The following is a 13,050-nucleotide window of genomic DNA, read 5'->3' as shown; positions in this document are numbered from 1 at the left end:
AAAAAGCGTCTTAAAATAAAAATCAGCTTCTCAATAGAGGAGGCTGATTTTTATTTGCCGGTTAAATGAGGCGGATATTTATAAAACTTTTTGAAGGCTCTATAGAAACTGGAATAATCATTAAATCCTGCTGATTGCCAACTCTCTTTGATCGGATGCCCTAAGGTGATCATTTCATGTGCGTATTCTATGCGTCGTTTAATAATATATTGATGAATGGTTGAGTGGTAATTTTGTTCAAAAATCCGATTGAGTGTGGATTGTGAACAGGAGAATAATTCTTTGAGATCACTGAGACGAATAGCTGCTTGGTAATTTTCGTCAATATAATGCCGAATCGCTTCTGCAAGTTGTGGATGTGGGCGGTTGGTAATTTGGAAGCCTTCGTGAGTAGAAAGATGGGAAATATCTATTAAAAGTTGACAAGTCAGGGCATAGAGTCTCTTTTGCTGGAGGTCACTCTTTTTAAAATACTGAGTGCGGTCCATTTCCCTTACGATCGTCAAAAGATGTTTGAATGCGGTAGGTGTAGGAGAAAAACGTTGTAATTTTAGAAAGAGATGTTGCAATTCAGGAGTGGTAACAAAGGAATCCGTGATGGTTTCTAAGTAGGGTTCACCGATTGAGAAGAGGTAAGCGTAGATAGGGCTGATCTCTTTAATGTTTTCTTCAAGAATAAATTGAGCGTTGATTGTGGAGGGAAGGACAAGAATTTGCTGTTTATTCAGAGCAACTTCGTTCTGATTAATCAGTAAGCGAAAAGGGCGAATCACAAAAAGTAATTCTTTTCTGTGGTAAAGCGATCGATTATAAATTTCGAATTGTTCTTTCCGAAGAGGAGTAACTTTAATGCGGTAAGGAATAGTAGTAGACATGATCTTCTCCTTGTTGACGAGTTTTACCTTATAAATTAAGCATAACATAAAAATGGCATCAAAAAAATCTTTGCTTGAAAAGAAAACAAGATTCCAAAAGTCATATACGGATTAACTTTTAGGAATCTTGTCCGAATACAGAAGGCTACCTCGCTGGGAAAAGGTATCTTTAGTTGAGATAGTGGCGAGGAATACGTGGAGAAAATCCACAAAATAGTTCATAGGAAATGGTATGGTTATATTGAGCGAGAGACTCAGCAGAGAGAGACTGACCACTGATAGGGTCGGTCCCTATAATAGTGACGAGGGTCCCAGTAGGCATGGCGTAAGGTAACCGAACCATACATTGATCCATGCAGACTCTACCTACGATAGGGCAAAGATGACCATCGATCAGCACTTGATAACCGGTTGAGGAACGCGGGAGACCATCTGCGTATCCAATAGGGAGTGTCCCTATCCATTCATCTTTTTCAGTCGTGTAAGTTGCCCCATACGAGATGGACTGACCTGCAGGGAGCTGTTTCACGTAACTTAAAGTTGTCGTTAAAGAGAGCGCCGGAAGAATTGGAAGATCACTTGGAAGGGTCACTTCTCCATCAGAAGGATTGCAGCCGTATAATCCAATCCCTAAACGAATCGCATCTAAAGTCTTTTCAGGATACCAGAAACTTAAAGCCGTATTTGATTGATGAATAATAGGGCGATGGGTGAGGACTTCAAGATGAAGAGCATCGATTTTTTCTTTAAAAAATTGACTTTGATTTTCTACATAGTTTTTGCAATTTGCCTGGCTGCTATCCGCTGTGGCATAATGCGTAAAAATACCTGCTAAGGTTAAGTGATCTTGGTGATCTTTGATATAGTCGATAATGGCTTGAGCTTCTTTTGTATCTCTGACTCCAATTCTTCCCATACCAGAATCTATTTTTAAGTGAACATTAAGGGGAAGCGAGGAAGAGTTTTTGAGAAAATCATAAGCTTTTTTTAGCCAATCGAGAGATGAGACGGTGAGATCTATATTTTTTTGAGCATGTAAACAAGCGTCTTGGGGTTCAGTTAAACCAAGAACTAAAATTCTAGAAGTGATGCCTGCTTGTCTCAGTTCTAAAGCTTCATCAGAAACAGCGACACAGAATCCGTCAGCTTCGATAGCTTCCAAAGCCTTAGCAATTGGCAGGCTGCCGTGCCCATATGCGTCTGCTTTAATGACCGCAAAAACAGGGCGTTGTCTGAGTCCTTTTAAGAGTTGATAGTTGTGTAAAATATTTGGAAGTGAAACCGTAATCCGCGTGGGACGATGGTAGGCACTAATCATAATAATTCCTCTCTTCTTGTTAAGTAGTTCTATTTTAGCATAAATCTATATGAACTAAGTGCTAGGATAAAGTTCAAAGAAGTAAGATATTCTTAAGATTTTGGAAGTCGGTATTTTTATGTCAAAGTATAGCTATCAATTTAAGAAAGAAGTTGTTCAAGCTTACTTAGAAGGTAAAGGTGGCTGCGCATTTCTTGCTAAACAATATGGAATAAAAAGTAAAAGTCAAATTCGACGATGGATAAACAAACAAGAGAAAAGAAAGAGAAGAAAGGCAAACGTCCCAATGGGGCAGATTCAGTAGATACGAGTACAGATCGGATTAAACAGTTGGAAGATGAATGATATTGGGCCAAGTTAGAGAATGCTTTTTTAAAAGAGTTGAGGAGGTTGCGTTTAGAGGAAGAAGCCAAAACGAAAAAAAAGCTAACATCATACACAGCCTCCGAGGACAATTCAAACTGAAAGATCTTCTCAAATATACAGGTATGCCAAAAGCCACTTTTATGTACTGGCAGAAAAGATTCAATCGAAAAAATCCAGATCAAGAAATCGAAACAAAACTCATAGAAATTTGCCAAGAAAATAAAGATTACGGCTATCGGCGTATGACCGCTGCGCTGAAAAATCAAGGCTTTCTGATCAATAAGAAAAAAATTCAACGACTCATGCAAAAATTAAAGCTTCAAGTTACTTCATACACGAGAAAAAGTCGAAAATATAATTCTTATAAAGGTAAATATGGTCGAATAGCGCCTAATAGAATCCATCGTCGTTTCTGCACCTCGATTCCTCACCAAAAGGTGACAACTGACACGACTGAATTTAAATATTACGAAGTCGATAAAAAGGGGCGTATGACGATGCACAAGCTAAGCTGTATTTAGATTCCTTTATAGATATGTTTAATAGCGAAATCTTAAGTTATAGTATCGATAGAAGCCCTTCTGCTATCAATGTGATGACAGCTTTAGATCAAGCCATTCAAGTAACATCAGATTGTCCTTATCGTCGTACTTTTCATTCAGATCAGGGTTGGGCTTATCAGATGAAAAGTTATACAGATTGCTTAAAGGCAGAACGAATTTTCCAAAGTATGTCCAGGAAAGGCAACTGTCACGATAATTCAGTGATGGAAAACTTTTTGGACTTACTAAAACAAGAAATTTATTATGGGGTTATCTATTACAGTTACGAAGAATTAAAATCCGCCATAGAGAAATATATCAAGTACTATAACGAAAAACGAATCAAAGAACGACTAGGATGGATGAGTCCTGTTCAATATCGGATCAGCCTTACGGCTGCATAGAAAAACGTAGCAGTCGATAAAACTACTACGTTTAAAAAAGTCTAACTTTTTGGGGTCACATCACTTTTTGAATATTAAAAAAGGTGTCAAGAAAGAGCCATTAACTCTTCTCGGCACCGCATAGTAGAGAACCAGAATTTTTTCTTTGATATATAAGATGTGATTGACTTCATTCCACTAATTTTTATGACTATTAAAAATTAAATACTTTACATGGGTAATTAAAATAGTCATAACCAAAAAGAAGCCTATACAGTTTGAAATTAGAAGCAATAAATTTAAGTCTTTAAAAAAGTTGAAAATTAAAACGACAAGAAAACCTATTGTAATAATTAAAGATATTATTCTTTTTTCCATCTCATTACTCCTTTTAATACGTTTATTACTTAAGTTAAAAAATCTTCTTTAATGACGTGTATAGTATACGAGCATAAGTTCTATATCAGTGTTTTATGAAATGAGAAATCATTTAAAAGCCTCAAACATGTGTGCCTAAAATAGAGTTTTTTACTTGAAATATCTTTTTTGTAATTCTATAAGAAAAGAGGGTTTTATGTCAACTTGCCAGATGAGGAGTTTAATAGTCTCTAAGAAGGGAGCTTTTTAATAGCCGGAGAAATAGGGAAACTTTTTCATCTTTGAAAAAATACGTGCTTTGCGTGGAAAGTATGTTTGTAAAAAGAAAAGGTGCTGATGAAGAGTTAAGGACTTTCATCAGCACCAAGTATTATAGAATTTTATCTATTCAGTAATTAAATTTTATTTAACAGCTTGAATAAGCGCTTGAACGCGGTCAGTTTTTTCCCAGGAGAAGAAGTTCCCTTCGGCAGGACGGCCGAAATGTCCATAGGTTGCAGTAGGTTCGTAAATTGGTTGACGTAAGTTCAAACAAGAAATGATGCCGGAAGGAGAAAGTGGAAAAATTTCACGAACGGCTTCTAATAGTTTGTCTTCATCTACTGTAGAGGTCTTAAAAGTGTTCACACTAATTGAAACAGGTTCACTGACCCCAATGGCATAAGCTAATTGAACTTCGCAACGTTTTGCTAATTTAGCAGCAACGATATTTTTGGCAATATAACGTGCCATGTAGCTAGCTGAACGATCAACTTTGGTTGCATCTTTTCCAGAGAAGGCTCCTCCACCGTGACGAGCAGCTCCTCCGTACGTATCGACGATAATTTTACGACCTGTTAAGCCTGCATCTCCCTTAGGCCCCCCGATAACAAAGCGACCAGTTGGGTTGATATAGTAGGTGGTGTGATCATCTAATAGTTCTTGTGGAATAACGGGTTCAATAATATATTTGCGGACATCTTGGTGAATTTGTTTTTGACTGACAGATTCTGAATGCTGTGTAGAAACTACGATGGTATCCACACGGAAAGGACGTCCTTCTTCATCGAGTTCTACCGTTACTTGCGCCTTCCCATCTGGACGAAGGTAAGGGAGTCCGTTACTTTTTCGAGCTTCAGCAAGGCGTTGGGTGAGGCGATGTGCTAAGGTAATAGCAAGAGGCATTAATTCAGGAGTTTCATCAGTAGCGTAGCCAAACATTAGGCCTTGGTCGCCAGCCCCAAGAGATTCAACAGCCGATTCATTTGCTTGGGAGTCTTCTTCTGAGCGAGCTTCTAGAGACATATCCACGCCTTGTGCAATATCTGGAGATTGTTGGTCTAATGCCACGATTACGGCTAGGTTTTCTGAATCAAATCCGTATTTTCCACGAGAGTAACCAATTTTATGAACGGTTTCGCGAACGATATTTTGATAGTTAAGATTGGCTTGGGTAGAAATTTCACCAAAAACGACAACTAAGCCCGTGTTAACGATTGTTTCACATGCCACACGACTGGCTGGATCTTGGGCTAAAGCAGCATCTAAAATAGCATCAGAAATTTGATCCGCAATTTTATCGGGATGACCTTCTGTGACGCTTTCACTAGTAAATAATTTTTTTTCCTTTGACATAGGATCCTCCTATCTTTATACATATCTTTAGTATCATAGCACATAAGTTTGATTTTGTAAGGTTGTATAGCATTATCAATTAAAATAAATTTGTGGTAAACTTAGAACAGAAAAGCAACAGATTGTAGCGGTTGTACTATAAGTAAATGAGGTGATGAGATGAGAAGAAGCGACTACCGACAAGCCAGAAAAATTTATGAGCATGAAAAAAATACCCACTCTCATCCCATGCAGTACAATCAGAATACAGAAGAGTTCAATCGCCAAGCTTTTCAAAAGGCCTGTCAGGAAAAACTCCGTTCAACTAATTTCCAAGATTTAGATACCAATGAGATTTTCTTTGAAACTCAAAAAAAGCGACAATGATCTTGGTCTTCTCCCACCCAATCCTCAAAGAGATGGGGAGTTATTTTTTTAGTTTTAATTGCGCTAATATTAGCTTGGATAGTTGGACCAATGATTATGCGCTTATTTAATCGGATGGTACATTTTAGTTTTAGTTATTTGAACTTTTAAAGTCTGATCGCTCTTCAAAGTGACCAGACTTTAAAAGTTTTTTTATTTTTTAGGGGAAATTATCTGTAATTCATGCGAGTAATTATTTAAACGTTCTGCTTTGCCATCATGCACGATGAAAATATCTTCAATACGTACGGCAGTATTTCCAGGAAGGTAAATACCAGGTTCAATGGAGAAGGCGTTTCCGTTTTGGATCAGCTGATCGTTAACAGAAGAAACGTCTCCTTTTTCGTGACATTGTCGTCCAATAAAATGACCAATACGGTGAGTAAAGTATTGGCCATAACCAGCTTGACTAATATAGTTTCTTCCGGCGAGGTCTACTTGACTTAAGGGCTGACCGACAGAGACTGCCTCAAAGCCGAGTTCTTGAGCTCTTTTTACTGTTTGATAGATAGTTAGGGCTTCTTGGGAGGGCTGTTCGTAGTAGACAGTTCGAGTCATATCTGAACAATAAAAATTATGACGACATCCAACATCAATAATGATAGAATCACCTAAGTGTGGGAGAGTATGGTCTGGAACATGATGGGGGTCTGCACCATTCGCTCCATAAGCGATAATTGGTTCAAAACTTAAGCCTCCATTCGCTCCTTCTTCAACGAATATTTTTTTCAAGGCTTCGCATGCTTCTATTTCACTTGGCCCATAAGGAATAACTTCCTCAATCAAACGTGCAATGGACCGATCGGTGATGTTGGCCACTTCTTTTAAAGCTGTAAGTTCTTCGGAAGATTTTATCGCCCGTTGATTATCTACGATGTCTCCTGCCAATTGCCAAGTAATTTGAGGGAAAGCTTCCATCAAAGGCATTAACCATCCGGCAATCATTGACTTATCTACACCTATCGTAAGCGAAGGAGAGGAAGAGGACAGGAAGCCAGAACTTTCTAAGCAATCTACAATAGAATCTCCGTCTTTAATCCAATGAACTTTTGTGCCTTCTGGTTGCTCGAATACAAATAATTCATTAGCAATAAGGATAGGTTGTTGATCAGGTTGAACAATCATTAACCAAATTCTTTCGTTAGGATCAAACTCTATATCATAGTAGTAAGAAATGGCAAAAGGATCGGAAATAAGGAATGCATCAAGATGATTTTGAATAAGGGTATGTTTTAATATTTCCAGCCTGTTGTTCGACATAGGCAACCTCCTATAAATGGATTTGTCCTTATTATAGCATGAATCTAAAGAATAAATTCTTTTTTAGTAATAGATCTTAGCTTAAGGTTTTGTTAGACTAGAGAAAAGATAAGTGAAGGAAAGAGGGAGATTTCATGGCAAGGATAGATTTTGCTGCTTATCGTGAGGATTTAATTGAAAGTTTACAAGCTTGTTTACGTATTCCGTCTGTACGAGATATGACGACTGCTAAAGAAGGGCAGCCCTATGGTAAAGGGGTAGCTGAAGCTTTGAATTGGATAGAGAATATGGCTAAAAAGGATGGCTTTGTGGTTAAAAATTATGAAGGACATGTAGTCACTATTGATTCTCCTCATACCGGGAAGGAAAAGACTGTGGAGGTCGTTAGTCACTTAGATGTTGTTGGCGTGGGTGCTGGATGGGATAGAGATCCTTTTTCTGCAGAAATTATAGGAAATCGTCTCTATGCGCGCGGCACTGATGACATGAAACGAGCTGCCGTTTTAGTCTACTATGCTTTCAAGATCTTAAAAGATTACGGCATTCCTTTGAAAAATCAGTTGCGTTTAGTTTATGGTGGGGATGAAGAAACGAATATGGATGATATGAAATACTATCGTTGGCAAGTTCCTGCTCCTGATTTTGCCTTTACGCCGGATGGAACTTTCCCACTTTGTATAGGGGAAAAGGGAGCTTACACTGTTGAATGTAGCAGTCAAGTTCCAAAAGAAAGTTTGATCCTCAGTTTGAAGGGAGGAGAAGGTTCTAATGTGGTGGCATCTTCAGCTACACTTATTCTTAAGACCTCAAATAGTAAGCCGGCTGAAGTCTATTGCAACTTGCACAATATAGATGCGGTAATACACAAAGTAGAAGATAAGGTTCAAATTGACATTAAGGGAGTAGGGGCGCATGCCTCAACGCCTGAATTAGGGATTAATGCGATCGTACAAGCATTAGCACTTGTATCAGAAGCTTATCAAGATGATTATGCCAGCTATCTTTTTGAAAGATTGGGACAATTTAATGGAGAAGGTGTAGGGATTGCTCAAGGAACAAAGGAAATGGGAAAATTAACCTTTAACTTAGGAACAATCCATTGGAAAGAAAGCGGAGAAATTATGTTTGAAATTGATATTCGCTATCCAAATTCAACAGATAGTCGTTGGTTAGCTGAGCAATTGCAAAAAAGTTTCCCGGATTTTGAATTTTTAGTGACTTATGATGTTCCTTGGACTCTGCAGGATGCTAATCGCCCAGCTATTCAGGCTTTGATGCAGACTTATAAAGAATTTTATCCAGATTTGGATCAAGAATTACAAATTAGTGGGGGAGTCACTTATAGTAAATTTATTCCTAATTGTGTTAGCTTTGGAGCAAGTCTGCCAACCGATCAAAAAATTGCTCACCAAGCTAACGAGTATATTTGTATAGATTCGCTTGAAACGTTGTTGGCTTTGTATACAGAAACCCTAAGAAAACTTGGACAACTTGAAGAACTCTAAAAATAGAAAATAAAAACTGAGCAAAGTGTGAAAGTTAAAAAGTGAAGAAAATAAGAGTTTTTTGGATAAAAAATAAAAAAATATCACTTAAGAAGCATTGACAGGGCTTGTTTAATAGCTGGGAGAATTGTTATAATTGTCAGTAAATTGGGAGTTATATTTGCTAATGTAATCCAAGAAGAAATAGGAGGGATTTATATGAAACTAAGAAAATATGCATTAACTTTCTTAGCTGGAACTGCTTTGGGTCTCGCTGGATGTGGTGGGGGAAACTCTTCCAAAACGGATGTAGTGAATAGAACAGAATTACAAGAAATGTCAACGTTAGATTCAACCCTTAGTCAAGATACGACGAGTGGAAACTTCATTGGACAAGTCCAAGCCGGCTTGTATTGGGAGGATGAAAAGAATCAACCTCAACCTGATCTAGCAACAGAATTACCAAAAGTTTCAGAAGATGGTTTGACGCATACTATCAAAATGAGACAAGATGCCAAGTGGTCCAACGGAGATAAGATTACAGCGCATGATTTTGTGTATGCTATTCACCGGTTAGCAGATCCTAAAGTAGGGGCAGCCTACTCTTATCTGCTAGATGGTTTTGAAAATTCTGAAGAAGTATTAGCTGGAAAGGCGCCTGTTGATAAAATTGGGGTAAAAGCTTTGGATGATTACACCATTGAAATTAAATTATCCAAACCTCTTCCATACTTAAATCATTTATTAGCCTTTTGTTGTTTTTCTCCATTAAATCAGAAATTTGTAGAAGAAAAAGGCGATCGCTATGGGACATCTTCTGATAATTCTATTGCTTCTGGACCTTTCCAAGTTACTGATTGGGATGGAACAGGATTAAAATTCAAATTGAAGAAAAATCCTAATTTCTACAACGCGGATAAAGTAAAATTAAACGAAATTAATGTCCAAGTTATTAAAGAAAATGCGACGGCAGCTAATTTATTTGAAAACGGAGAAGTAGATAATGCTCTTCTACGTGGAGAAGTGGTCAAACAATATAAAGGCAACCCATCGCTTCAATATCGCCCACAAGCTTCAACTTATTACATTCAAATGAATCATGAACATCCTGCACTGAAAAATAAAGATTTCAGACAAGCTATTGCTCATGCGATTAACAATGAAGAGTTAGCAAACAAGATTAAAGCAGACGGCTCTACAGCGATCAGTACTTTTATTCCTAGAGACTTTATTTTTAACCCAGAAACGGGGGCTGATTTTGTCGACGATGCTAATATTCCTTCGGCTTATGATGTGAATAAAGCAAAAGAAAAATGGGAAAAGGCCAAAGCTGAATTGGGTAAGAGCGAGATTTCTGTGAAATTATTGTGTTCTGATGATGAAGGCTCTAAGAAAGTTGGAGAATATATTCAAGGGCAAATTCAAAATACCCTTTCAGGCGTTCATGTAGATCTTGTGACTTTGCCAGGTAAAAATCGAATTGCTAAGGTTAATAATAAAGATTACGACATGGCTTTATCTGGTTGGTCAGCAGATTATGCAGATGCAAGCAACTTCTTTGACTTATTCAAAACAGGAAATGCTTACAATCGTTCTAACTATTCAAATGCTCAATATGACGCTTTATTAAAGAAAGCATCTATACAAGATGCAGAAAATCCAGCAGCACGTTGGCAAGACTTTTTAAAAGCTCAAAAACTCTTTACAGAAGATGTTCCTGCTGTGGTTCTCTATCAAGCTAAAGATGCTGAATTAAGAAATCCTCGTGTAAAAGGTATTGTTTACCGGAGTGGCGGGGTAGACTTTGATTATCGTTCTGCTTATATCGATAAAGATGCCAAATAAGTTTAGTGAAGAATTAGAAGAATAAAGAAGAATAAAATAGATGAAAATCGTATTAGAGCATCACTTTTTAAGTGGTAATCTGATACGATTTTCTTTTAAATTAAGAAGAGGTTAGAAGGATTATCAGAGTACTTTCCTTACATTTAATAATCAAGATGCTTTATTTGTTTGTATTTTCAAAATTGATTGACTTTTGTTAAAAAAGAGATAAAATGGTAAAAATATCTAATTTTTAAGGAGGCAAACAAATCATGCGATTGAAGAAAGTAATGGTTGGATGGTTAACAGGAATGGCTTTGATAAGTGCTGGGTGTAGTCAATCTTCAGAGAACTCTAAAGGAGCAGCTGAAAATAAAGTAGTGTATGCGGCACCAACTGAGTTATCCACTTTAGATTCTTCGTTAGTTCAAGATATCAATGCAGCTAACTATCTTGGACATTTGCAAGAAGGATTATTTTGGGAAGATGAAAAAAATGAAGTTCATCCTTCGTTAGCTAAGGAGCTTCCTGAAATTTCTAAAGATGGAAAATTAGTTAAAATAAAATTACGTGAAGATGCCAAATGGGCTAATGGGGATAAGATTACAGCGCATGATTTTGTATATGCAGTTCAAAGATTAGCAAATCCAAAGACAGGAGCTTCCTATTCATATTTGCTAGAAAATTTTGAAAATGGTCCTGAAATTTTGAAGGGACAAAAAGATTATCAAACGATCGGAGTAAAAGCTTTGGATGATTATACGATTGAAATTCGATTAAATCGTCCAACACCGTATATTAATCACTTATTGGCGTTTGTTTCTTTCTATCCTTTAAACAAGAAGTTTGTAGAAGAAAAAGGCGATCAGTATGGGACGTCTGCAGAAAATGTTTTAGCAAGTGGACCTTACCAAATCACAGAATGGGATGGTTCCTCTAATAAGTGGACGTTAAAGAAAAATCCTAATTTCTTTGCAGCAGATAAGGTGAAGGTTGAAACAATCGAAGTTCAAGTAATGAAAGAAGTTTCGACTAATGTGAATTTATTTGAGGCTGGAAAAATCGATAATGCTATTTTAACGGGTGAGACGGTGAAACAATTTGCAGATCATCCTAAAGCAGTGAAGAGAGAAAAAGCACGGCTAAGTTATCTTGAATTTAACCGGAAAAAAGATTATCTAAATAATGCAAAGCTTCGTGAAGCTATTGATTTTGCTATCGACAATAAGGCTCTTACCCAACAAATTATTGGAGATGGATCGGTTGCTACTTCTACCTTTTTGCCAAAGAAATTTTATTTTAATCCAGACACTCAAAAAGACTTTGTAGATGAAGTTGCTGTCCCAGAAAAAGCAGATGGTAACAAAGCTAAAGAATTATGGGAAGAAGCTAAAAAAGAATTAGGAAAAGATCAACTGACCATTCGTTTGTTAGCAGATGATGATGAAAAAGCGAAAAAAGAATGTCAATATATTCAAGGGCAGATTCAAAATCATTTGCCAGGTGTTCAAGTAGAATTGGTTAATGTTCCAAAGAAAAATCGCTTAAAACAAATGAAAAAGAAAGATTTTGATTTGGTCTTAACGGAATGGGGAGCAGATTATGCAGATGCTTCTAACTTCTATGACCTTTATAAGACAGGAAATGCGTATAATTCAGGGGATTATAGTAATGCAGAATATGATGCCATTTTAGCTAAAGCTGCCAATGAAGATGCGTTGAAACCTAAGGAACGTTGGGAAGATTTCAAAAAAGCGCAAAAAATATTGACCGATGATCATGCTTTAGTAGTTCTTTATCAAGCGGCAGAAACTCAATTGCGCAATCCTCGCTTAAAGGGAATTATCTTTAGACCTGTCAATTTAGAATTTGACTTTAGAACAGCTTATTTTGAATAATTTCAGAAGTGAACCATTTATGACATGACTAAGAGAAAAGATTCTCTACTAGATGCAAAAAAAGCTAGGCAAGAGGGCCTAGCTTTTTTGGTAGAGATTGGGAGGAGATGATGAGAAGAAAAAATGTTAAAAAGGTTAGGAAAAGAAGAATGTGTTAGATTTTATGCCATAAAAGGAGTGGAATTTTGGATGGAATCTCAATAAAACGATTTTTCCTTCAAAAAAAGATTAAATTTTGGCGTTTTTTTAAATTTTTATGAAATTTCAAACAAAAGTGCAATGATTTTTGCTAAAATAGTAAGTATAATATTAAAAATGTAAGAGATAACGTTAAGAAAAAGCCACCTATCATTAGTCCTTGTTGATAATTCTTTGTCATTAAATCCGACAAAGGAACAAGAGGTTCTTGATTATCTTGAACGGGATTTGGTCGAAACAGGTGAAGGCCATATTTCTTCCACATAGCATGGAAGTTGTCAAAAGTCCCAGAATGGATGATCCATAGACCTAAAGAAGGAATAAGGATAAAGCCGGCTATCATAAAATAGCCGTTGCTAAGGTCTAAAAAGAATCCCTTTGAAGAGAGGGTTAAGTGGTAGAGTAGGGGTAATAGCGTTAAAACGATCAATAAAATTAATTTTAATTTTTTTTTCATGGTGTCCCTTTCTTTTTCTTTCCTATTAGTCTTAAGTTACCATAAATG

9 protein-coding genes and 1 pseudogene are annotated in these 13,050 nt (G+C 36.8%); 5 read left to right on the top strand and 5 right to left on the bottom strand.

Annotated elements, in window-relative coordinates; all coding sequences use genetic code 11:
- Positions 1 to 50: 50 nt before the first annotated feature.
- Both AWM71_RS01885 and alr read right to left on the bottom strand, forming a co-directional pair.
- Positions 51 to 875, bottom strand: a complete 825-nt coding sequence (locus AWM71_RS01885) for a helix-turn-helix domain-containing protein (RefSeq protein WP_060776401.1) — start codon at positions 873 to 875, stop codon at positions 51 to 53.
- Positions 876 to 1,044: 169 nt separating this feature from the next.
- The gene (gene alr, locus AWM71_RS01880) at positions 1,045 to 2,193 is read right to left on the bottom strand and encodes an alanine racemase (RefSeq protein ID WP_060776400.1); all 1,149 of its coding nucleotides are present in this window, start codon (positions 2,191 to 2,193) and stop codon (positions 1,045 to 1,047) included.
- A gap of 118 nt (positions 2,194 to 2,311) precedes the next feature.
- On the opposite strand from alr, the pseudogene AWM71_RS01870 reads away from it, so the two are divergent.
- Positions 2,312 to 3,505: pseudogene (locus AWM71_RS01870) on the top strand (IS3 family transposase).
- Between the two features lie 759 nt (positions 3,506 to 4,264).
- Here the strand turns inward: AWM71_RS01870 and metK are convergent.
- Positions 4,265 to 5,476, bottom strand: coding sequence for a methionine adenosyltransferase (metK, locus tag AWM71_RS01860; protein WP_060776397.1), 1,212 nt, complete (start codon positions 5,474 to 5,476; stop codon positions 4,265 to 4,267).
- A gap of 159 nt (positions 5,477 to 5,635) precedes the next feature.
- Here metK and AWM71_RS01855 point away from each other — a divergent pair, with 159 nt between their 5' ends.
- Positions 5,636 to 5,842: a hypothetical protein gene (locus AWM71_RS01855; RefSeq protein ID WP_060776396.1), complete on the top strand. Its 207-nt coding sequence runs from the start codon at positions 5,636 to 5,638 to the stop codon at positions 5,840 to 5,842.
- 192 nt (positions 5,843 to 6,034) lie between these two features.
- Here AWM71_RS01855 and AWM71_RS01850 read toward each other — a convergent pair whose 3' ends face one another.
- Complete coding sequence (locus AWM71_RS01850) at positions 6,035 to 7,141, bottom strand: M24 family metallopeptidase (protein WP_060776395.1); 1,107 nt, start codon at positions 7,139 to 7,141, stop codon at positions 6,035 to 6,037.
- 134 nt (positions 7,142 to 7,275) lie between these two features.
- Between AWM71_RS01850 and AWM71_RS01845 the strand changes: the two genes are divergently transcribed.
- From AWM71_RS01845 to AWM71_RS01835, 3 genes are all read left to right on the top strand, one after another.
- A complete protein-coding gene (locus tag AWM71_RS01845; RefSeq protein WP_060776394.1) occupies positions 7,276 to 8,646 on the top strand; it encodes a Sapep family Mn(2+)-dependent dipeptidase in 1,371 nt (456 codons plus the stop codon).
- Between the two features lie 198 nt (positions 8,647 to 8,844).
- Positions 8,845 to 10,470, top strand: a complete 1,626-nt coding sequence (locus tag AWM71_RS01840) for a peptide ABC transporter substrate-binding protein (protein WP_060776393.1) — start codon at positions 8,845 to 8,847, stop codon at positions 10,468 to 10,470.
- A 251-nt stretch (positions 10,471 to 10,721) separates the two neighbouring features.
- Positions 10,722 to 12,347 carry a peptide ABC transporter substrate-binding protein gene (locus AWM71_RS01835; protein WP_060776392.1) on the top strand — a complete coding sequence of 542 codons (1,626 nt, stop codon included), beginning with the start codon at positions 10,722 to 10,724 and terminating at the stop codon, positions 12,345 to 12,347.
- A 289-nt stretch (positions 12,348 to 12,636) separates the two neighbouring features.
- On the opposite strand, the gene AWM71_RS01830 is transcribed toward AWM71_RS01835, so the two are convergent.
- On the bottom strand, positions 12,637 to 13,002 hold the full coding sequence (locus AWM71_RS01830; protein WP_060776391.1) for a DUF3899 domain-containing protein: 366 nt from the start codon (positions 13,000 to 13,002) through the stop codon (positions 12,637 to 12,639).
- Positions 13,003 to 13,050 lie beyond the last annotated feature (48 nt).

Origin of the sequence: Aerococcus christensenii (assembly GCF_001543105.1) — a bacterium.
Lineage (GTDB): Bacteria > Bacillota > Bacilli > Lactobacillales > Aerococcaceae > Aerococcus > Aerococcus christensenii.
The sequence above is the reverse complement of the archived record's forward strand: the minus strand, read 5'-3'. Positions and strand labels throughout refer to the sequence as shown.